The following is a 20,141-nucleotide window of genomic DNA, read 5'->3' as shown; positions in this document are numbered from 1 at the left end:
ATCCCCGGGGCGGACGGGCCTGGAGGGGCTGACTATGCTGATTCGCATTCGCACGGCCGTGTGAGTCGAGCCACGGGGGAGTCATGGGGAGTCAGTTCAAGGTCGAGACCGGCCGCCTGGATCAGTTGATCAATGATCTGCACCGCAGTCAGGACGAGATGCGCACCGCCCTGAACGCGATGCGCGACACCGGCCCGAAGACCACCGGGAGCAAGGCGCTGGACCACGCCTGCGACGAGTTCCACGACAGCTGGGACGACGCGATCAAGAAGATCGCCGACGGCACCCAGCAGATCGAGGAGGGCCTGAAGATCACCAAGCAGGCATACGAGGAGACCGAGCAGGCCATCCGCGACGCCCTCACCGGAGGCAAGTGATGAGTGACGCCGCCGACTTCCCGGCCCTCGGCTTCGACCCCGCCCCCGGCAACCCGGGCAACGTCGACGCCCTGGTCACCCGCCTCAACACCGCCGCCAACGCGCTGTCGAGCGCCCACCAGAGCCTCTCCTCGCTCACCCGGACCGGCGGCTCCTGGCAGGGCGACGCCGCAACGGCCTTCGCCGGCAAGGTCGGTGAGCTGCCCGCGATGCTGCGGGACAGCGACGACGCGATCCGGGCCGCCTCCCAGCAGCTGAACGCCTGGCAGACCCAGCTGCTCTCCTACCAGTCCACCGCGCGCAAGTACGAGGCCGAGGCGCAGGCCGCCAAGCAGCGCTGCGAGCAGTGCGAGAGGGCCGAGGACCAGGCGAAGTCCCGCTACGACTCGGCCGCCGACGCCCCCGCCTTCCGGCTGGCCGGGCAGATGTTCACCGACGACGCCGCACTCCAGGACGCCCAGAACCGGATCGACTCCGCCCAGCGCGAGCTGACCCGGGCCGGCGACGAACTCAACGACGCCAAGCGGTCGTTGGAGGACGCCAAGGACGCCTTCGAGGCCATCGTCAAGCAGGCCAAGGAGCTCAAGGAGGACCATCAGGACTCCGCCGCGAAGATCGCCAAGGCGCTCCGCAAGGCCAACCAGAACGCTCCCGAGACCAGCATGTGGGACAAGTTCAAGGACTCCCTCAAGCGGGCCGGCCACGCCATCAAGGAGTGGGCTACCAAGCACGCCGACCTGCTGAAGAAGATCGGCGACTGGATGTCGATCGCCTCCGCCGTGCTCGGGGTGGCCGCGCTCTGCACCGTCTGGTTCCCCCCGCTGTCGGGCGCGCTGGCGCTGGCGGGCGGCGCGATGTCGGCCGGTGCGCTGGCCACCCACGGACTGGCCAAGCTCGGCGGTGCCAACGTGAGCGCGATGGACCTGGTCGGCGACGGCCTCGGGATCCTCCCGATCGGCAAGCTGGTCGGCACGGCGGCCCGCCCGGTCATGAAGGTCACCACCAAGCTGGTCCCCAAGGTGGAGCAGGCGGTGGTGAACGGCAGCCGGGTGCTGCGCCAGTCGCCGACCGAGATGGTGCGTCAGATCGGCAAGAACCAGGTGGTCCAGCACATGGACGACGCCACCCGGGGCATGGCGGTCCGGGCCTCCCGCCTCGCGGACGGCGCCACCGACGTGGTGACCGAGTTCAAGGCACTGCCGGGGATGGGCAACCGGCTCAAGTTCGCCTGGGAGAAGCACGTCGCCGAGACCGCCTACGGCACGGCCATGGACGGCTTCAAGTCGACCAAGATCGCCAACCTGCCCGGGCTGCGGAGCATCCCCTCCTTCCAGAACGCGGTCCGGGCCGACGGCAGCCTCGATCCGATGTCCTGGTGGAGCCGGGGCATCAACGCCGGGCCCTCGGTGCCCGGGATCGGTCTCTCGATCTACAACCAGCTCACGGGAGAGAACTAGATGTACGGAGCTCCGCCGGCCCGTCCGGTGCTCACCCCGTCGGCCGGGCAGCGGTCCAGGACCGGCCTGCTGCTCTGGTGCCTGGCCCAGTGGGTCCTGGTCCCGCTGGACCTCCTGCTCAGGCTGTTCTGGGTGCCCGTGCTCGCGGTTGTCAACGCCTTCGACGACCTCAGCCTGGACCGGGGCTGGCTCCGCTCCCTGGTCGCGCCGCTCACCCGCTGGGTCGGCCCGGGTCGGCTGGCCCGCGAGTGGGGCAGTGGCGGCCCGCGCTGGGACGCGCACATGGAGCACCTGTGCGCGGTCGCCCTGCGCGCCTACGAGCGTCAACGCACCACCGGGCGAAGGGACTTCGCCGGCTGGACCTACCTTCGGTACGGCTCGGAGGGCAACGCCCTGCTGCTCTCGCCCAAGGACTACCGGGGCCTGAGCAGCGAGCGGATCCACGAGATCGCTGCGCACCGGGGGCTGGTCGCCCGCTCGTCCGGCCCATTCGGGATCACCCTGACGCCGGCCACGGGTTGGACCTCCACCATCATCCAGCCCAACGGGCCGACGGGAGCAGCGGCATGACGAACCTTGAGCAGCCCGAGGTCGCGGCCGGGGCCACCTCCGAGACCGGGGTCACCCCCGAGACCGGGTTCACCTTCGACGTCCCGGTGCACTTCCACGACCTGGGCATGCACCTCTCCGACGAGGAGCGCTGGGCCCACCTGGGTGAGCTCGCGGCCGAGATCTGGTCCGGCGGGACCGAAGCCCAGCGCGAGGGCGTCCAGCGGTTCTACGCCGAGGTGGCCGACTCGGCGGCGGCCGACGGCGCCACCTACGCGGGCATCTGCCTGATGGCGACCGAGGACGACCGGGTCAGCACCGCCTCGTTGATCGCCCGGAGCGAGACCCTGGAGGGCGGCGACGTCGAGCTGATCACGAGCACCCTGATGGAGACCCTCTCCCTTGACCCCGCCTGCGACGTCCACCGCACCGAGGTCGAGGCCGGCCCGGCCGTGGTGGTGTTCGCCGGCGTCGAGTGGCTGCCCGGAGCTGCAGAGGAGGGTGCGCCCGCGCCGGAGCCGCTCCAGCTGGTGCGGGTGGACACCTACCTGCCGCTGCCGGAGATCTCCGAGCTGCTGGTCTTCTCGCTCACCACTTCCTCGCTGCCGGACCTGCCGGTGTACGTGGAGCTGATGGCCCAGACCGCCGAGTCCGTCCGGCTGCTCGGCGACGACCGGCCGGTGAGCCTGCCCGGACAGCCCGACCCGGCCGCCGAGCGGCTGGTGGCGGCCTTCGGCTGAGCGGCACCCACCGCCTGGCGAACCCAACGGGCCCCCGAGGTACGTGTCCTGAATCTGTGACGCGTACCCCGGGGGCCCGGGTGGTTCCACGGGGTCCCGCTAGGCCGTCGGCCCGCTGACGGCCGCGATCTTCCCGGTGACCGGGGTGCCCGAGCCGTCGCGGCGCGGGTCACGCTCGGGCAGCGTGACCGGCGTGCCGTTGGCCGTGCAGGCGCGGGCCGGAGCCGGGCCGGCCCAGGCGAAGGCCAGGCCGTCCTCGCCGCGCAGGAAGCGCTGCACCCGGACCCCACCGGTGGCCCGGCCCTTGCGCGGGTAGAGCTCGAACGGGGTGACCTTCCAACTGGTGTGCTCCGCACCGGTCAGCGTGCCGGAGGCGGCGGCCACCGAGACCACCACCGCGTCCGCCGCCGGATCGACGGCGGTGAAGGAGAGCACCCGGGCGGCGTCGGCCAGCTTGATGCCGGCCATGCCGCCCGCCGGGCGGCCCTGCGGTCGGACCTGGCCGGCCGGGAAGCGCAGCAGCTGGGCGTCCGAGGTCAGGAAGACCAGGTCCTCCTCGCCGGTGCGCAGCTCCACCGCACCGACCAGCTCGTCGCCGTCCTTGAGCGCGATCACCTCGAACTCGTCCTTGTTGGCGGGCCATTCGGGCACCACCCGCTTCACCACGCCCTGCACCGTGCCCAGCGCCAGCCCCGGCGAGGACTCGTCCAGGGTGGTCAGCGCGATCACCCGCTCGCCCTCCTCCAGCCGGAGGAACTCGCCCACCGCCGCACCCCCGGCCAGCGAGAACGACGGCGAGGGCGGCAGTGCCGGCAGGTCGATCACCGGCAGCCGCAGCACCCGCCCGGCCGTGGTGACCGCACCGACGTCGGCCCGCGCGGTGGCCGGCACCGCCGAGACCACCACGTCCTGCTTGGACCGCGACTCGGAGAACTCCACCGGCTCGCCGTCCGCCGTCCGGGCCAGCAGCCCGGTCGCCGACAGCAGCACCCGGCAGGGGTCGTCCGCGACCTCCAGCGGCACCGCCAGCGAGGCCGACGGCGCGGCCCCGGCCTCCAGCAGCACGGTGCGCCGCTCGGTGCCGAACTGCTTGGACACCGCCGCGAGTTCGGACGAGACCACGTTCCGCAGCTTGGTGTCCGACTCCAGGATCTCGGTCAGCTCGGCGATCTCGGTCAGCAGCTTGGCCTGCTCGTCCTCCAGCTCCACCCGGTCGAAGCGGGTGAGGCGGCGCAGCGGGGTGTCCAGGATGTAGCCGGTCTGCGTCTCCGACAGCGAGAAGCGCTCGATCAGGCGCTCCTTGGCCTGGGTCGCGTTGTCGCTGGAACGGATGATCGCGATGACCTCGTCGATGTCGACCAGCGCGATCAGCAGGCCCTCGACCAGGTGCAGCCGCTCCTGGCGCTTGCGGCGGCGGAAGTCGCTGCGCCGCCGGACCACGGTGAACCGGTGGTCGACGTAGACCTCCAGCAGCTCCTTCAGGCCGAGCGTCAGCGGCTGGCCGTCCACCAGCGCCACGTTGTTGATGCCGAAGGTCTCCTCCATCGGCGTCAGCTTGTAGAGCTGCTCCAGCAGCGCCTCCGGCACGAAGCCGTTCTTCACCTCGATGACCAGCCGCAGACCGTGCTCACGGTCCGTCAGGTCCTTGACGTCGGCGATGCCCTGGAGCTTCTTCGCGCCGACCAGGTCCTTGATCTTGCCGATCACCTTCTCCGGGCCGACGCTGAACGGCAGTTCGGTGACCACGATGCCCTTGCGGCGCGCCGACACCGCCTCGATCGAGACCGTCGCCCGGATCTTGAAGGTGCCGCGCCCCGACTGGTACGCGTCCCGGATGCCCGACAGGCCGACGATCCGGCCGCCGGTCGGCAGGTCCGGGCCCGGCACGAAGCGCATCAGCGTCTCGAGGTCCGCCTGCGGGTGCTTGATCAGGTGCCGGGCGGCGGCCACCACCTCGGCCAGGTTGTGCGGCGGCATGTTGGTCGCCATGCCGACCGCGATCCCGGTCGCGCCGTTGACCAGCAGGTTCGGGAAGGCCGACGGCAGCACCGTCGGCTCCTGCTCGCTGCCGTCGTAGTTCGGCCCGAACTCGACGGTGTCCTCGTGGATCGACTCCACCATCGCCATCGAGGCGGCCGTCAGCCGCGACTCGGTGTACCGCATCGCGGCCGGCGGGTCGTCGTTCCCCAGCGAGCCGAAGTTCCCGTGCCCGTCGATCAGCGGCAGCCGCATCGAGAACGGCTGCGCCATCCGGACCACGGAGTCGTAGATCGAGGCGTCGCCGTGCGGGTGCAGACGGCCCATCACCTCGCCCACCACACGGGCGCACTTGACGTGCGCGCGGTCCGGGCGCAGGCCCATCTCGTTGGCCTGGTACAGGATCCGGCGGTGCACCGGCTTCAGGCCGTCCCGCGCGTCGGGCAGCGCGCGGGAGTAGATGACCGAGTAGGCGTACTCCAGGAAGGAGCCCTGCATCTCGTCCACCACGTCCACGTCGAGGATGCGCTCCTCGAAGTCTCCGGGCGGCGGGGTGGGCGAACTGCGGCGGGCCATCGCGGCTTGGCTCCCTTGCGTCTCTGACGGTGCTTCGGTAGGCGTCCGGAGTGAACGTCCGGGCCGGGCGCCCGGGTACGGCGCCCCCCATTGTGGACCCTACGTCGGACAGCCTCCGTCAACCCCCTCCCCCCGACGTCACTTCCGCCCGTGGCGAACGCCCTGTTGGCGCGGGCACAACCGGACGCGCCGTGCGTTGGACCAGAATGGGGAACGGCATCCCCGCCCCTCCGGACCTGCCATCCGGACCGTGACCCACCGACGACGGGAAGGACCCAGCATGGCCAACCCGGCCCCCGCCTCCACCCGAGGCCTCGCCATCACCGAGCACCGCCTGGCCAACGGCCTGCGAGTGGTGCTCTCCGAGGACCACCTCACCCCGGTGACCGCCGTCTGCCTCTGGTACGACGTCGGCTCCCGCCACGAGGTGAAGGGGCGCACCGGCCTGGCCCACCTCTTCGAGCACCTGATGTTCCAGGGCTCCGCCAACGTCTCCAACAACGGCCACTTCGAACTGGTCCAGGGCGCCGGCGGTTCGCTCAACGGCACCACCAGCTTCGAGCGCACCAACTACTTCGAGACCATGCCGGCCCACCAACTGGAGCTCGCCCTCTGGCTGGAGGCCGACCGGATGGGCTCCCTGCTGGCCGCCCTCGACGACACCTCGATGGAGAACCAGCGCGACGTCGTCAAGAACGAGCGCCGCCAGCGCTACGACAACGTGCCCTACGGCACCGCCTTCGAGAAGCTCACCGCGCTCTCCTTCCCGGACGGCCACCCCTACCACCACACCCCGATCGGCTCGATGGCCGACCTGGACGCGGCCACCCTGGAGGACGCCCGCGCGTTCTTCCGCACCTACTACGCGCCCAACAACGCGGTGCTCTCCATCGTCGGCGACCTCGACCCCGAGCAGACCATCGCCTGGGTCGAGAAGTACTTCGGCACCATCCCGGCCCACGACGGCAAGCAGCCCCCGCGCGACGGCACGCTGCCCGAGACGATCGGCGCCGAGGCCCGCGAACTGGTCCGCGAGGACGTCCCGTCCCGCGCCCTGATGGCCGCCTACCGCCTGCCGCACGACGGCACCCGGGAGGCCGACGCCGCCGACCTGGCGCTCACCATCCTCGGCTCCGGCGAGTCCAGCCGGCTCTACAACCGCCTGGTCCGCCGCGACCGCACCGCCGTCGCGGCCGGCTTCGGCCTGCTCCGGCTGGCCGGCGCCCCCTCGCTCGGCTGGCTCGACGTCAAGACCTCCGGCGACGCCACCATCGCCCAGATCGAGACCGCCGTCGACGAGGAGCTCGCCCGCTTCGCCGCCGAGGGCCCGAGCGCCGAGGAACTGGAGCGCGCCCAGGCCCAGATCGAGCGCGAGTGGCTCGACCGGCTCGCCACGGTGGCCGGCCGCGCCGACGAACTCTGCCGCTACGCCGTGCTGTTCGGCGACCCCAAGCTGCTCAACGAGGCGCTCGGCAAGGTGCTCGACGTCACCGCCGACGAGGTCAAGGCGGTGGCCGCGGCCCGCCTGCGTCCGGACAACCGGGCGGTCCTGGTGTACGAGCCCACCACCACCGACGACGCTGCCGACACCCAGGACGAGGAGGCGGCGGCATGACCGACCCCACCCCCACCATGACTTTCCACCCCAAGCCGACCGCCGGCGACCCCACCCCGTGGGCCTTCCCGGCCCCCGAGCGGTCCGTCCTCGGCAACGGCCTCACGGTGCTCGACTGCCACCGCCCCGGCCAGCAACTGGTCGCCGTGGAGCTCCAGTTGGACGCCCCGCTGGCCGCCGAGCCGGACGGTCTGGACGGCATCGCCAACATCCTGGCCCGGGCCCTCAGCGAGGGCACCGACACCCTGACCGCCGAGCAGTTCGCCGGCGAGCTGGAGCGGGCCGGCGCCACCCTGGACGCGCACGCCGACCACCCCGGCATCCGGGTCTCGCTGGAGGTCCCGGCCTCCCGCCTGGAGCGCGGCCTCACCCTGCTCGCCGACGCGCTGCGCGCCCCCGCCCTCCCCGAGGACGAGATCGAGCGCCTGGTCGCCAACCGCCTCGACGAGATCCAGCACGAGCAGGCCAACCCGGCCCGCCGCGCCGCCAAGGCCCTCTACGCCGACCTCTTCGAGGAGGCCGACCGCCTCTCCCGGCCGCGCAGCGGCACCGCCGAGACGGTCAAGAACATCACCCGGGCCGCCGTCCGGGCGTTCTACGCCGAGCACGTCCGCCCCGGCACCGCCACCGTGGTGGTGGTCGGCGACCTCACCGGCGTCGACCTGCCCGCCCTGCTGGAGGCCACCCTCGGCCGCTGGACCGGCGAGCCCGGCGAGGCCACCCGGCACGCCGCCGTCACCGGCGACGACACCGGACGGGTCGTCATCGTCGACCGCCCGGGCTCGGTGCAGACCCAGCTGCTGATCGGCCGGCTCGGCCCCGACCGCCACGACCCGGCCTGGGCCGCCCAGATCCTCGGCACCTACTGCCTCGGCGGCACCCTCACCTCCCGGCTGGACCGGGTGCTGCGCGAGGAGAAGGGCTACACCTACGGCGTCCGCTCCTTCGCCCAGCCGCTGCGCTCCAACGCCGACGGCACCGGTCGCGCCCTGCTGGCCATCAGCGGCTCGGTGGACACCGCCTCCACCGCCCCCGCCCTGGCCGACACCTGGACCATCCTGCGCACCCTCGCCGCCGAGGGCCTCACCGACGCCGAGCGCGACGAGGCCGTGCAGTTCCTGGTCGGGGTCGCCCCGCTCAAGTTCGAGACGGCCGGCTCGGTCGCCGCCACCCTGGCCGACCAGGTCGAGCAGTACCTGCCCGACGACTACCAGGCCGAGATCTACCGGCAGTTGGCTGAGCTCGGCACGGACGCCGCCACCGCCGCCGTGGTGGCCGCCTTCCCGCCGGACCGGCTGGTCACCGTGCTGGTCGGCGACGCGAGCGAATTCGCGGACGCGGTGCGGGAGTTGGGCATCGGCGAGGTCACCGTGGTGAGCTGACGCCCGGTCGTCAGGCGGCCCGGTGGAGCTTCGGCTCCGCCGGGCCGCTTTATTGCGTTGTGCGGGTGCCGGTGGCTGTGGCTAGATTGCTCCCGTCGCCACCAGGGCGGCCATCGAGCACGGGAGAGGAGGCGGTCACCATGCGGGTCGAGCGACGAACTGGCTCCCCGAGACTGCCGCGCGCCCCCCGTGCGGCTCGCTGAGCCCTCTCGGTCTTCCCCGAGCCACGCCGGAAGCTTCGCGTGGCGGTTCGTCCCCCTTGACGCCTGAACTCACCGACCCGTGGAGGTCGTTCACCATGTCGTACACCGAAGTACCCGGCATCCGCGTCCCGATCCGGATGTGGACCAACCCCTCGACCGTCGAGGGCGCCGCGATGCAGCAGCTGCGCAACATCAGCTCGCTCCCGTGGCTGCACGGCCTCGCCGTGATGCCCGACGTGCACCTGGGCAAGGGCGCGACGGTCGGGTCGGTCATCGCCATGCAGGGCGCCGTCTGCCCGGCGGCGGTCGGCGTCGACATCGGCTGCGGGATGAGCGCGGTGAAGACCTCGCTGACGGCGAAGGACCTGCCCGACGACCTGTCGCGGCTGCGCTCGAAGATCGAGCAGGCGATTCCGGTCGGGCGCGGGCTGCACTCCGACCCGGTCGACCCGGGGAAGCTGCACGGCTTCGCGACGGCGGGGTGGGACGACTTCTGGCAGCGCTTCGACGGGGTCGCCTCGGAGGTGAAGTGGCGGCGGGAGCGGGCCATGCAGCAGATGGGGACGCTCGGGGCCGGCAACCACTTCGTGGAGGTCTGCATCGACAAGTCCGGATCGGTGTGGCTCATGCTGCACTCCGGATCGCGCAACATCGGCAAGGAGTTGGCGGAGTACCACATGGGCGTGGCCCGTGGACTTCCGCACAACCAGGGCCTGGTCGACCGCGACCTGGCGGTGTTCATCGCGGACACCCCGCAGATGGGCGCCTACCGCTCGGACCTGTTCTGGGCGCAGGAGTACGCGAAGAAGAACCGTGCGGTGATGATGGCGCTCTTCAAGGACGTGCTGCGGCGTGAGTTCCCGAAGGCCAAGGTGGCGTTCGAGAACGAGATCAGCTGCCACCACAACTACGTGGCGGAGGAGCGGTACGACGGCGTCGACCTGCTGGTCACCCGCAAGGGGGCGATCCGGGCCGGCTCCGGTGACTACGGCATCATCCCGGGCTCGATGGGCACCGGCTCGTACATCGTCCGGGGCCTGGGCAACGCGGCGGCCTACAACTCGGCCTCGCACGGCGCCGGCCGGAAGATGAGCCGGACGGCGGCGAAGAGGAAGTTCACCGCGCAGGACCTGGCGGAGCAGACCAAGGGCGTCGAGTGCCGTAAGGACTCGGGCGTCGTGGACGAGATCCCGGGCGCCTACAAGTCGATCGAGAAGGTCATCGAGCAGCAGCGGGACCTGGTCGAGGTGGTCGCGCAGCTCAGGCAGGTCGTCTGCGTGAAGGGCTGACCCGTCAGGTCGGGGTGTGCGGAAGGCGCACCCCGACCTGCTGCGTTCCGGAGCCGGCGGCGGCTCGTGGGGCGGGCGGATCGTCCGGCTCAGCCGAGCTGCAGCGCCACCATGTACACCGCCGTGCCCGCCAGGACGCTGAGCAGCGCGCTGCCCCGCCAGAGGTGCAGCCCGACCGTGGTGGTCAGGCCGGCGGCGGCCGGGACGGCGGTGGCGAGGGTGGTGTCGTGCAGGGTGTAGACGGTGAGGATGAGCATCACGCCCGTCGGCATGGTGGTGGCCAGGTGGCCCAGCAGGGGAGCCGAGCGCAGGCGGCCGAGCAGCAGGAACGGGGCGGCGCGCAGGGCGAGCGTGACGACGAGCATCACCAGCAGGCCGGTCAGCAGGTAGCGGTCACTGGGCACGGCGGCGGCTCCGGAGGGTGTGACGGATGATCAGGACGGCCACGAACAGGGCGAGTGCGACCACCAGCAACTGGTCGGGGGCGATCAGCAGCGCCGCCAGCGCGGAGAGCAGGGCCAGCACCGGGCCGGGTACGTCGCGGGTGGCGCGGTAGCCCTCCACCGCGAGGACGGCGAACAGCGCGGTCAAGGTGAACTCCAGACCGTCCAGGCCGGGTGGCAGTGCGGCGCCGAGGAGGGCGCCGAGCAGACCGCCCGTCACCCAGTAGGTCTGGCAGAGGACCTGGATGCCCAGCACGTAGCCGGAGGAGAGCGACTCGGCCGGTTTGGTGGCGGTGAGCGCGTACGCCTCGTCGGTGAGGGAGTAGACGCTGTAGGCCTTGCGCAGCGGGCCCCGGACGCGGTGCAGCGGGAAGGACAGCCCGTAGAAGACGTGCCGGAAGTTGACCAGCAGGGTGGTCAGGGCGAGTGAGGCGAGCGGGGTGACGGCGAGCAGCAGGCCGATCGCCAGGAACTCCACCGAGCCGGCGTAGATCAGGACGGAGAACAGCGGGGCCCACCACCAGGCGAAGCCGCTCTGGGTCAGCAGCACGCCGAAGGCCAGCCCGAGCGGGAAGATTCCGAGCCCGACCCCGAGGGTGTCTCGGAAGGCGGCGCGGGGTGGCACGAGGGGTGGTGCGGACGGTGGTGCGGTGCTGGTCATCCCGGCACCGTAGGCGCTCGCCCGTGCTGGGGTCGAACGCCGTTTCGCCTGGTGGGACGGGCACTGGGCACAATGGCCGGGTGGACTACCAGCGACTCCTGCACCAGGCGATGGACAGCGCGCTGAGCGCGCCCGAGCGCGGCCGGCCGGCCGACTACATCCCGGCCCTGGCGGCGGTCGACCCGACCGCGTTCGGGATGGCGATCGCCACCGTGGACGGTGAGGTGTACGGGGCGGGGGACTGGGAGACGCCGTTCTCGGTGCAGAGCGTGTCGAAGCTGTTCACCCTGGCGCTGGCGCTCGCCGAGGGCGGGGATCCGCTGTGGCGGCGGGTGGGGCGGGAGCCGTCGGGTAATCCGTTCAACTCGCTGGTGCAGTTGGAGACGGAGCAGGGCATCCCGCGCAACCCGTTCATCAACGCCGGGGCGCTGGTGGTGACGGACCGTCTGCTGGAGCTGACCGGGGACGCGGTGGGCGCGGTGCGGGACTTCCTGCGCGCCGAGTCGGGGAACGGCGCGATCGAGGTGGACGACGCGGTGGCCGCTTCGGAGGCCCGGCACGGGCACCGGAACGCGGCGCTGGCGCACTTCATCGCCAGCTACGGGAACCTGCGCAATCCGGTGGAGAGCGTGCTGGCGCACTACTACGCGCACTGCGCGATGACGGCGAGCTGCCGGGACCTGGCGCTGGTCGGGCGGTTCCTGGCCCGGCACGGGGTGCGGGCGGACGGCTCGCGGCTGCTGACCCGGAGCGAGGCGAAGCGGGTGAACGCGGTGCTGCTCACCTGCGGGACGTACGACGCGGCGGGGGAGTTCGCGTTCCGGGTCGGGCTGCCGGGCAAGAGCGGGGTGGGCGGCGGGATCCTGGCGGTGCTGCCGGGGCGCGGCGCGGTCTGCGTCTGGAGCCCGGGGCTGGACCGGCAGGGGAACTCGGTGCTGGGCGTGGCGGCGCTGGACGCGCTGACCACGGCCACCGGGTGGTCGGTGTTCTAGGCGGCGGTGTGCTGGGCCGGACGGGCCGGGCGGGTACGCGTGAAGGGGCGCACCGCAGGCGGTGCGCCCCTTCACGTGACGGTCGGTCAGGCGGCGGGGAGCTCGTCCAGGCCCTCCTGGACCAGCTTCGCGAGGCGGTCCAGCGCCTCGTCCGCGCCCTCGGCGTCGGAGGCCAGGACGACCGGGTCGCCGCCCTGGGCGCCGAGGCCCAGCAGGGCCAGCATGGAGGCGGCGTTGACCGGGTTGCCGCCCTCCTTGGCGATGGTGACGGGCACGCCCACGGCGGTGGCCGCCCGGACGAAGACCGAGGCGGGACGGGCGTGCAGGCCCTCGGCCCAACCGATGGTGACGCGGCGCTCAGCCATGTGACGTGCCTTTCAGGTGGTGCTGGTGGAGCTGGGTTGTCTAGACCAGTGTTGCATGCAAACGGCGAGGTCGCGCCGGTGCGGGCGGCTTTGGTGGCCAAAGTCCCACCCTGCCCGGGACGGTCGGCGGTGCCGGTGAGGCTCGCCGGGCCGTCGGGGTGAGTCGGGGCGGAAGGTGCGCTCCCGGTCCCGCTCGTGGCGGCCGGGAGCGTCTAACCTGACGCTGTGGAAGACGGTGCGCCGCGCGGCGACGAGCACAGCTACCCCCAGCACTGGGAGGCGGACGTCCTGCTGCGCGACGGCGGCACGGCCCGGATCCGCCCGATCACCGAGGCCGACGCCGACCGGCTGGTGGAGTTCTACGAACAGGTCTCGGACCAGTCGAAGTACTTCCGGTTCTTCGCGCCGTACCCGCGCCTCTCCGACAAGGACGTGCGCCGCTTCACCCACCACGACTACGTGAACCGGGTCGGCCTCGCCGTGGTCGTCCGGGACAGGTTCATCGCCACCGTCCGGTACGACCGGATCGACCCCGACGGCCGGCCGTCCACCACCGGGACCGACGCCGAGGTGGCCTTCCTGGTGCAGGACGCGCACCAGGGCCGGGGGGTGGCCTCGGCGCTGCTGGAGCACATCGCGGCGGTCGCCCAGGAGCGCGGCATCCGCCGCTTCCAGGCCGAGGTGCTGCCGGAGAACCGCAAGATGGTGAAGGTCTTCACCGACGCGGGCTACACCCAGCGCCGCTCCTTCGCCGACGGCGTGGTGCACCTGGAGTTCGACCTGGAGCCCACCGACTCCGCGCTCGCGGTGATGCGGGCCCGCGAGCACCGGGCCGAGGCGCGCTCGGTGGAACGGCTGCTGACGCCCCGTTCGGTCGCGGTGATCGGGGTCTCCCGCAGCCCGCGCTCGGTCGGCCGCTCGCTGCTGGGCAACCTGCGGGCCGGCGGCTTCACCGGGGAGCTGTACGCGGTGAACCGGAACGCGGAGCGCGGCAGCGGGATCGACGGGGTGCCCGCGTACCGCTCGGTGCTGGAGATCCCCGGCCCGGTCGACCTGGCGGTGATCGCCGTCCCGGCGCCCGCCGTGCCGCAGGCCGTCGCGGACTGCGGGGCGCACGGGGTGCAGGGCCTGGTGGTGGTCACCGCCGGGTACGCGGAGACCGGCCCGGAGGGGCGGGACCACCAGCGGGCGCTGGTCCGGCAGGCCCGGGCGGCCGGGATGCGGGTGATCGGGCCGAACGCCTTCGGGCTGGTGAACACCGACCCCGAGCGGCCGTTGAACGCCTCGCTGTCGCCGGCCCTGCCCGGCCGGGGCCCGTTCGGGCTGTTCTGCCAGTCCGGTGCGATCGGGGTGGCGCTGCTGGAGACCGCGCACCGCAGGGGCCTCGGCGTCTCCTCCTTCGCCTCGGTCGGCAACCGGGCCGACGTCTCGGGCAACGACTGGCTGCAGTACTGGGCCGACGACCCGGCCACCGAGGTGGTGCTGCTCTACCTGGAGTCCTTCGGGAACCCGCGCAAGTTCACCCGGATCGCCCGGCGGCTGGCCGGCAGCAAGCCGGTGGTGGTGGTCAAGGGGGCCCGGCACACCGGCAGCCTGCCGCCGGGCCACGCGGTGCAGCCGGCCTCCAGCGGGCTGCGGGACGAGACCGTGGACGCGCTGTTCCAGCAGGCCGGGGTGGTCCGGGTGGAGACCATCACCGAGCTGTTCGACACCGGGGAGCTGCTGGCCCGTCAGCCGCTGCCGGCCGGCGACCGGGTCGCGGTGGTGGGGAACTCGGACTCGCTCGGGCTGCTCACCCACGACGCCTGCCTGAGCGCCGGGCTGCGGCCGGGCACCCCGGTCGACCTGACCACCGGCGCCACCGGGGAGAACTTCCGGATCGCGCTGGACACCGCGCTGGCCGACCCGGCGGTGGACGCGGTGATCGCCGTGACCATCCCGCCGATCGCCACCCACCGCCCGCCCACCGAACGCGGTGCCGAGGAGCCCGAGTTCGCCGACGCGCTGATCGAAGTGTCGGGCCGGGCGCGGGAGTTGGGCAAGCCGCTGCTGCTGGCGCACCTGGCCCTGACCGACCTGCCGGAGCGGCTGAAGGCGGCCGGCATCCCGGCCTACCCGGCTCCCGAGCGGGCCGTGCACGCGCTGGCCAGGGCGGTCGGCTACGCCGACTGGCGCCGCCGCACCGCCGAGGCCGAGCAGACCGCCCGGGTGCCCGAGCTGGACCGGATCGCCGAGGACGGGGCCCGTGCCCTGGTGGAGGCCGCGCTGGAGACCAGGACGGCGGTGGCCGCCCGCACCCAGCCCGGCGGGGCCCGGATCACCCTGGACGACCGGCAGGCCGCCGAACTGCTCGGCCACTACGGCATCGACGTCCAGCGGGCGCTGCCCGCGCCCGACGAGGAGAGCGCACTGCGGGCCGCCGCCGAGCTCGGCTACCCCGTCGCGCTGAAGGCCACCGCCGAGCACCTGCGCCACCGCGCCGACCTCGGCAGCGTCCGGCTCGACCTCACCGGGGAGCCCGGACTGCGGCGCGCCTTCCGGGAGTTGGACGCGCTGCTGGGCGGCGCGGCGAAGGCCCGGCTGGTGGTGCAGGGGCTGGCCCCGCGCGGGGTGGACACCGTGATCGGGGCCACCGTCGACCAGGCGGTCGGCGCGATCCTCACCTTCGGTCTGGCCGGCGCCCCCTCCCAGCTGCTCGGCGACGTCGCGCACCGGCTGATCCCGGCCACCGACCAGGACGTCGCGGCGCTGGTCCGGGAGGTCCGGGCGGCCCCGCTGCTGTTCGGCTGGCGGGGCGCCGAACCGGTGGACACCGGGGCCCTGGAGGAGCTGCTGCTGCGGGTCTCCCGGCTGGTCGACGACCTGCCGGAGGTGGCCTCGGTGGACCTCGACCCGGTGGTGGTGGCACCCCGGGGGCTGGCCGTGCTGGCGGCCCGGGTGCGGATCGCCCCGCTGCCGGTCCGCAGCGATCTGGGACCGCGTGCCATGAGCACCCTGTAACCTTCCTTGGTTGTGTCCGACTCCGGACGCGAGAGGGCCAGAAGCTCGGCGCAGTGCCGCCCGCTTCGTCGGCGCGACATGCCAGGATGGAGCTATGGCGAAGACCGGTACCACCACCACCCAGGACCTGCGGTCGGCTATCGAACGCAGCGGCTACTACCCCGCCCTGGTGTCGGAGGCCGTGGAGTCCGCGGTGGGCCCCGAGCCGATCGTCTCCTACCTGGTCCACCAGGAGACCACCTTCGACTCCAACGAGGTGCGCCGGCACGTGACGGTGCTGGTCCTGACGCCGAGCCGGTTCGTGGTCAGCCACACCGACGAGCAGAACGCCGACGGGTCCAATCCGGTGCCGTACGCCACCACCTCCACCGAGTGCGTCCGGATCGACCGGATCAACTCGGTGGTGCTCTCCCGGATGGTGGCCAACCCGGAGACCTACACCCCCGGCACCCCGCCCCGCGAGGTGGTGCTCACCATCGGTTGGGGCGCCGTCCAGCGGATCGACCTGGAGCCGGCCGGCTGCTCGGACCCGAACTGCGAGGCCGACCACGGCTACACCGGCTCGGCCACCGCCGACGACCTCTCGCTGCGGGTCAGCGAGGCCGGGGACGGTCCGGAGACGGTCGCGCAGTCGCTGGTCTTCGCCCGGGCCCTGTCCGAGGCCACCATCGCCGACCGGGGCTGACGCACCTTCATGACCACGCACCCCGGGTACGACGACTTCGAGATCCTCGACCCCTCCGACGCCCCCGCGCCGCAGTACGGCACCGGCTCGCTCGCCGACCTGCTGCCCGCCGTGGCGGCCGGCTTCGGCCTGCCCGGCTTCGAGACCGGCCTGACCCTGGAGCCGGCCGACCGGGTCTGCGTCTTCCTGGTCGACGGCCTGGGCTACGAGCTGATCCGGAGCCACCCGGACTACGCACCGTTCCTGAACGGCCTGATCGCCGCCGGCGGACGGTCCGTCACGGCCGGCTTCCCGTCCACCACCGCCACCTCGCTGGCCTCGGTCGGCACCGGCCTGCCGCCCGGCGCGCACGGCCTGGCCGGGTACACGGTGGCCGTCCCGGGGCGGAACCAGCTGATGAACCAGCTGCGCTGGCAGCCCCCGGTGCCGCCGCACGAGTGGCAGCCGCACCCGACCGTCTTCGAGCGGGTGCACCGGGCGGGCGTGGCCACCGCGCAGGTCTCCTCCCCGCTGTTCGCCCAGACGCCGCTGACCAAGGTGGCGCTCTCCGGCGGCACCTTCCTCGGCCGCAGCACTGGAGAGGAGCGGATGGACCTGGCCGCCCAGTGGCTGGCCGAGCACGACCGGGCGCTGGTCTACACGTACGTCAGCGAGCTGGACGGCACCGGCCACCGCTACGGCGTCGACTCCGACGAGTGGCGGATGGCGCTGTTCGCGGTGGACCGGCTGGCCAAGCGCCTCGCCGAGCAGCTGCCGCCGCGCTCGGCGCTGTACGTGACGGCCGACCACGGCATGATCGACGTCCTGCCGGAGAACCGGATCGACTACGACGAGGACTGGGAGCTGAGCGCGGGCGTGGCCCTGCTCGGCGGCGAGGGCCGGGCCCGGCACGTCTACGCGGTGCCCGGTGCGGCCGGCGACGTCTTCACGGTCTGGAGCGAGGTGCTCGGCGACCGCTTCTGGGTGGCCACCCGGGACCAGGCGATAGCGGCCGGCTGGTTCGGCCCGGTGGTCGAGGACCGGGTGTACCACCGGATCGGCGACGTGGTGGCGGCGGCCCGCGACGACTTCGCGGTGACCGCCTCGCGCAGCGAGCCCGGCGAGTCCTCGATGATCGGCCTGCACGGCTCGATGACGCCGGTCGAGCAGCTGGTGCCGCTGCTCGAAGTGCGTAGCTGACCGACCGCCCCGCCCACCGCCTCCTGACCGAAAGGCCCCCGTTCCACCCATGGCTGACCTGGTGTTCTTCTCGGGCACGATGGACTGCGGCAAGTCGACGCTCGCGCTCCAACTCGACCACAACCACGCCGCCCGGGGCCGACGGGGCATCATCTTCTCCAAGCACGACCGGGCCGGCGCCTCCACCATCTCCAGCCGGCTGGGCCTGCGGGCCCACGCCGAGGAGGTGACCGACGGCTTCGACTTCCACGCGCACGTGGTGCAGCTGCTCTCGGCCGGCGGCAAGGTCGACTACCTGATCTGCGACGAGGCCAACTTCTACACCGCCGAGCAGGTCGACCAGCTGGCCCGGGTGGTGGACGAACTCTCCATCGACGTCTTCACCTTCGGCATCACCACCGACTTCCGCACCCGGCTGTTCCCCGGCTCGCAGCGCCTGATCGAGCTGGCCGACCGGGTCGAGGTGCTCCAGGTCGAGGCGCTCTGCTGGTGCGGCGCCCGGGCCACCCACAACGCCCGCACGGTCGGCGGCGTGATGGTGGTCGAGGGCGCCCAGGTGGTGGTCGGCGACATCGCCAAGAACGAGGCCGAGGTCGGCTACGAGGTGCTCTGCCGCCGCCACCACCGGCGTCGGCTCACCGCCGCCACCGCCCGGGCCTCGGTGCTCTCGCCGGACGTGCTGCCGTTCGGCGAGACCGGTGCGGCGCAGCAACAGCCTTCCTGAGCCGACCCCCTGACGGTGACTCAGCCCGGCAGTGGCGTGAGGCGGCACCTGGCGGCCTCCGGTGCCGGGTCGTGCCGACCCGACGGCATCCGGTGGCGGGTCGTGCCCACCGCGAACGGCCTCCGGAGTCACCGCCCCGTCAGGGGACCGCGACCACCGAGAACCGGGCGCCCTGCGGATCCGCCAGCCGGGCCACCCGGCCGTGCCCGGTGTCGTGCGGGGCGACCAGCACCCGCCCGCCCAGCCGCTCGGTCTCCCGGGCCGCCAGGTCCGGGTCGGTGACGCCGAAGTGCACCCGCCAGCGCGGCGGCCCGTCCCGCAGCTCCTCGCCGCCCCGCAGGGTCCGCTCCGGCCCGGCCCCGAAGACCGCGTCGTAGAAGTACCCGGCGCCCTCCCGGTCGGCCGTCACCAGCTCCACCCGGGCCGGGGCGCCCGGCACGCCGACCAGCTCCCACCCGGTGTGCTCCTCGCCCTGCCAGAGGCCGAACACCGCGCCCGTGACGTCCGAGGCGATCGCCACCCGCCCGGCCCGCTCGGCCTGCACCGGCCCGACCGCGACGGTGCCGCCGCACTCCCGGATCCGCTGGGCCACCTCGTCCGCGTGGTCCACCGCGAAGTAGGTGGTCCACTCCACGCCGTGCCCGGAGCCGGGCGGCGTGGCCCCCAGCCCGGCCACCCGGGCACCGCCCAGGGTGGCCCGCACGTAGCCGCCGAACTGGGCCGGTCCGGGCTCGAACTCCCAACCCAGCAGGGCGCGGTAGAACTCCTGCGCGCCCTCCGGATCACTCGTCATCAGGCTCACCCAGCAGGGCGTGCCCTGGGCAAGTCGGGCCTTCACCGCGGTCATGGCGGTCCTCCTCGGAGTGCTCCGGTCGCAGGGGAATGGTTCCACCGCGAGGGCGGACTCGGGGTACACATGCCCCGGCGAGCCGCGCAAAGACCGTACAAAGGAGGGAGTTTCGGAGGAAGAATGGCGTGCATGAGCGCCCCTTCCCCCCTGATCGACGTCGCGGAGCTGGCCGCCGCCCTCGACGCCGCCACCCCGCCCGCGCTGCTGGACGTCCGCTGGGCCCTGGGCGGCCCGCCCGGCGCCGAGGAGTACGCGGCCGGCCACCTGCCCGGTGCCCACTACCTCGACCTGGACCGGGAGTTGGCCTCCCCGCCCGGCGCGGGCGGGCGCCACCCGCTGCCCGACACCGAGGTCCTCGCCGCCGCGCTGCGCCGCGCCGGGGTGCGGGCCGACCGGCCGGTGGTGGTCTACGACGCGGGCCCGGCCACCTCGGCCGCCCGGGCCTGGTGGCTGCTGCGCTGGGCCGGCCACCGGGACGTCCGGGTGTTGGACGGCGGTCTGGCCGCCTGGACCGCGGCCGGTCGGCCGCTCGACTTCACGACCCCGCAGGACGGCGGCGGCGACTTCGTGCCCGAGCCGGGTGCGCTGCCCACCGTGGACGCCGCCGGGGCCGCCGAACTCGCCCGCACCGGGCTGCTGTTGGACGCCCGGGCGGGGGAGCGGTACCGGGGCGAGGTGGAGCCGGTCGACCCGAGGGCCGGGCACATCCCCGGTGCGGTCTCCGCCCCGACCACCGAGAACCTGGCCGCCGACGGCCGGTTCCGTCCGGCCGCCGAGCTGGCCGAGCGGTTCGCCGCGCTCGGGGTGAAGGACTCGACCGAGGTCGCGGTCTACTGCGGCTCCGGCGTCACCGCCGCGCACGAACTGCTCGCCCTCACCGTGGCCGGCCACCCGGGGGCCGCGCTCTACCCGGGCTCCTGGAGCGAGTGGTCCGCCGACCCGGCCAATCCGGCCGAGACCGGCGCCTGAGAAAGCGGCCCCGAGAAGCGCCCTGAGAAGCGGGGGGGGGGGGGGGGGGCGGCCCCCCCCCCCCCCCCCCCCCCCCCCCCCCCCCCCCCCCCCCCCCCCCCCCCCCGC

18 protein-coding genes are annotated in these 20,141 nt (G+C 73.2%); 13 read left to right on the top strand and 5 right to left on the bottom strand.

Annotated features, from left to right (window positions below):
* Positions 1 to 83 precede the first annotated feature (83 nt).
* From ACIRBX_RS32970 to ACIRBX_RS32955, 4 genes are read left to right on the top strand one after another with little or no spacing between them, the layout of a single operon-like run.
* Entirely contained in the window at positions 84 to 377 is a 294-nt protein-coding gene (locus tag ACIRBX_RS32970; protein ID WP_402302845.1) for a WXG100 family type VII secretion target, read from the top strand.
* Positions 377 to 1,834, top strand: coding sequence for a putative T7SS-secreted protein (locus ACIRBX_RS32965; protein WP_402302843.1), 1,458 nt, complete (start codon positions 377 to 379; stop codon positions 1,832 to 1,834). The genes ACIRBX_RS32970 and ACIRBX_RS32965 overlap by 1 nt, the downstream gene beginning before the upstream one ends.
* Positions 1,835 to 2,404, top strand: a complete 570-nt coding sequence (locus tag ACIRBX_RS32960) for a hypothetical protein (RefSeq protein WP_402302842.1) — start codon at positions 1,835 to 1,837, stop codon at positions 2,402 to 2,404.
* Positions 2,401 to 3,123, top strand: coding sequence for a hypothetical protein (locus ACIRBX_RS32955; protein ID WP_402302840.1), 723 nt, complete (start codon positions 2,401 to 2,403; stop codon positions 3,121 to 3,123). The genes ACIRBX_RS32960 and ACIRBX_RS32955 overlap by 4 nt, the downstream gene beginning before the upstream one ends.
* A gap of 99 nt (positions 3,124 to 3,222) precedes the next feature.
* Here the strand turns inward: ACIRBX_RS32955 and ACIRBX_RS32950 are convergent, their stop codons facing one another.
* Positions 3,223 to 5,676: a DNA topoisomerase (ATP-hydrolyzing) subunit A gene (locus ACIRBX_RS32950; protein ID WP_402302838.1), complete on the bottom strand. Its 2,454-nt coding sequence runs from the start codon at positions 5,674 to 5,676 to the stop codon at positions 3,223 to 3,225.
* Positions 5,677 to 5,956: 280 nt separating this feature from the next.
* Here ACIRBX_RS32950 and ACIRBX_RS32945 point away from each other — a divergent pair, with 280 nt between their 5' ends.
* From ACIRBX_RS32945 to ACIRBX_RS32935, 3 genes are all read left to right on the top strand, one after another.
* Positions 5,957 to 7,291: a M16 family metallopeptidase gene (locus tag ACIRBX_RS32945; protein ID WP_402302836.1), complete on the top strand. Its 1,335-nt coding sequence runs from the start codon at positions 5,957 to 5,959 to the stop codon at positions 7,289 to 7,291.
* Positions 7,288 to 8,673, top strand: coding sequence for a M16 family metallopeptidase (locus ACIRBX_RS32940; protein WP_402302834.1), 1,386 nt, complete (start codon positions 7,288 to 7,290; stop codon positions 8,671 to 8,673). Before ACIRBX_RS32945 ends, ACIRBX_RS32940 begins: the two co-directional genes overlap by 4 nt.
* A gap of 298 nt (positions 8,674 to 8,971) precedes the next feature.
* Positions 8,972 to 10,165: an RtcB family protein gene (locus tag ACIRBX_RS32935; protein WP_402302833.1), complete on the top strand. Its 1,194-nt coding sequence runs from the start codon at positions 8,972 to 8,974 to the stop codon at positions 10,163 to 10,165.
* Between the two features lie 89 nt (positions 10,166 to 10,254).
* Here ACIRBX_RS32935 and ACIRBX_RS32930 read toward each other — a convergent pair whose 3' ends face one another.
* A complete protein-coding gene (locus ACIRBX_RS32930; protein ID WP_402302830.1) occupies positions 10,255 to 10,569 on the bottom strand; it encodes a branched-chain amino acid transporter permease in 315 nt (104 codons plus the stop codon).
* A complete protein-coding gene (locus ACIRBX_RS32925) occupies positions 10,559 to 11,269 on the bottom strand; it encodes an AzlC family ABC transporter permease (RefSeq protein WP_402302829.1) in 711 nt (236 codons plus the stop codon). The genes ACIRBX_RS32930 and ACIRBX_RS32925 overlap by 11 nt, the downstream gene beginning before the upstream one ends.
* Before the next feature lie 80 nt (positions 11,270 to 11,349).
* On the opposite strand from ACIRBX_RS32925, the gene ACIRBX_RS32920 reads away from it, so the two are divergent.
* Entirely contained in the window at positions 11,350 to 12,261 is a 912-nt protein-coding gene (locus tag ACIRBX_RS32920; protein WP_402302826.1) for a glutaminase, read from the top strand.
* Between the two features lie 86 nt (positions 12,262 to 12,347).
* On the opposite strand, the gene ACIRBX_RS32915 is transcribed toward ACIRBX_RS32920, so the two are convergent.
* Positions 12,348 to 12,626, bottom strand: a complete 279-nt coding sequence (locus ACIRBX_RS32915; protein ID WP_380149860.1) for an HPr family phosphocarrier protein — start codon at positions 12,624 to 12,626, stop codon at positions 12,348 to 12,350.
* Positions 12,627 to 12,851: 225 nt separating this feature from the next.
* Here ACIRBX_RS32915 and ACIRBX_RS32910 point away from each other — a divergent pair, with 225 nt between their 5' ends.
* The 4 genes from ACIRBX_RS32910 (at position 12,852) to ACIRBX_RS32895 (ending at position 18,214) form a co-directional block, all read left to right on the top strand.
* Positions 12,852 to 15,626, top strand: coding sequence for a GNAT family N-acetyltransferase (locus ACIRBX_RS32910; protein WP_402302825.1), 2,775 nt, complete (start codon positions 12,852 to 12,854; stop codon positions 15,624 to 15,626).
* A 94-nt stretch (positions 15,627 to 15,720) separates the two neighbouring features.
* The gene (locus tag ACIRBX_RS32905) at positions 15,721 to 16,311 is read left to right on the top strand and encodes a DUF5998 family protein (protein ID WP_402302822.1); all 591 of its coding nucleotides are present in this window, start codon (positions 15,721 to 15,723) and stop codon (positions 16,309 to 16,311) included.
* A 9-nt stretch (positions 16,312 to 16,320) separates the two neighbouring features.
* Entirely contained in the window at positions 16,321 to 17,490 is a 1,170-nt protein-coding gene (locus tag ACIRBX_RS32900) for an alkaline phosphatase family protein (protein ID WP_402302819.1), read from the top strand.
* A gap of 49 nt (positions 17,491 to 17,539) precedes the next feature.
* Positions 17,540 to 18,214: a thymidine kinase gene (locus tag ACIRBX_RS32895; RefSeq protein ID WP_402302816.1), complete on the top strand. Its 675-nt coding sequence runs from the start codon at positions 17,540 to 17,542 to the stop codon at positions 18,212 to 18,214.
* A gap of 139 nt (positions 18,215 to 18,353) precedes the next feature.
* Here ACIRBX_RS32895 and ACIRBX_RS32890 read toward each other — a convergent pair whose 3' ends face one another.
* A complete protein-coding gene (locus ACIRBX_RS32890; RefSeq protein ID WP_402302814.1) occupies positions 18,354 to 19,061 on the bottom strand; it encodes a VOC family protein in 708 nt (235 codons plus the stop codon).
* Positions 19,062 to 19,193: 132 nt separating this feature from the next.
* Between ACIRBX_RS32890 and ACIRBX_RS32885 the strand changes: the two genes are divergently transcribed.
* Positions 19,194 to 20,033, top strand: a complete 840-nt coding sequence (locus ACIRBX_RS32885) for a sulfurtransferase (protein ID WP_402302812.1) — start codon at positions 19,194 to 19,196, stop codon at positions 20,031 to 20,033.
* Positions 20,034 to 20,141: the final 108 nt, after the last annotated feature.

Origin of the sequence: Kitasatospora sp. NPDC096147 (assembly GCF_044763225.1) — a bacterium.
Lineage (GTDB): Bacteria > Actinomycetota > Actinomycetes > Streptomycetales > Streptomycetaceae > Kitasatospora.
The sequence above is the reverse complement of the archived record's forward strand: the minus strand, read 5'-3'. Positions and strand labels throughout refer to the sequence as shown.

Excerpts from the sequence above, each read along its gene's own strand:
- ACIRBX_RS32970 (WP_402302845.1), top strand. The coding sequence starts at position 84 with ATGGGGAGTCAGTTCAAGGTCGAGACCGGCCGCCTGGATCAGTTGATC.
- ACIRBX_RS32965 (WP_402302843.1), top strand. The coding sequence starts at position 377 with ATGAGTGACGCCGCCGACTTCCCGGCCCTCGGCTTCGACCCCGCCCCC.
- ACIRBX_RS32960 (WP_402302842.1), top strand. The coding sequence starts at position 1,835 with ATGTACGGAGCTCCGCCGGCCCGTCCGGTGCTCACCCCGTCGGCCGGG.
- ACIRBX_RS32955 (WP_402302840.1), top strand. The coding sequence starts at position 2,401 with ATGACGAACCTTGAGCAGCCCGAGGTCGCGGCCGGGGCCACCTCCGAG.
- ACIRBX_RS32950 (WP_402302838.1), bottom strand. The coding sequence starts at position 5,676 with ATGGCCCGCCGCAGTTCGCCCACCCCGCCGCCCGGAGACTTCGAGGAG.
- ACIRBX_RS32945 (WP_402302836.1), top strand. The coding sequence starts at position 5,957 with ATGGCCAACCCGGCCCCCGCCTCCACCCGAGGCCTCGCCATCACCGAG.
- ACIRBX_RS32940 (WP_402302834.1), top strand. The coding sequence starts at position 7,288 with ATGACCGACCCCACCCCCACCATGACTTTCCACCCCAAGCCGACCGCC.
- ACIRBX_RS32935 (WP_402302833.1), top strand. The coding sequence starts at position 8,972 with ATGTCGTACACCGAAGTACCCGGCATCCGCGTCCCGATCCGGATGTGG.
- ACIRBX_RS32925 (WP_402302829.1), bottom strand. The coding sequence starts at position 11,269 with ATGACCAGCACCGCACCACCGTCCGCACCACCCCTCGTGCCACCCCGC.
- ACIRBX_RS32915 (WP_380149860.1), bottom strand. The coding sequence starts at position 12,626 with ATGGCTGAGCGCCGCGTCACCATCGGTTGGGCCGAGGGCCTGCACGCC.
- ACIRBX_RS32905 (WP_402302822.1), top strand. The coding sequence starts at position 15,721 with ATGGCGAAGACCGGTACCACCACCACCCAGGACCTGCGGTCGGCTATC.
- ACIRBX_RS32900 (WP_402302819.1), top strand. The coding sequence starts at position 16,321 with ATGACCACGCACCCCGGGTACGACGACTTCGAGATCCTCGACCCCTCC.
- ACIRBX_RS32895 (WP_402302816.1), top strand. The coding sequence starts at position 17,540 with ATGGCTGACCTGGTGTTCTTCTCGGGCACGATGGACTGCGGCAAGTCG.
- ACIRBX_RS32890 (WP_402302814.1), bottom strand. The coding sequence starts at position 19,061 with ATGACCGCGGTGAAGGCCCGACTTGCCCAGGGCACGCCCTGCTGGGTG.
- ACIRBX_RS32885 (WP_402302812.1), top strand. The coding sequence starts at position 19,194 with ATGAGCGCCCCTTCCCCCCTGATCGACGTCGCGGAGCTGGCCGCCGCC.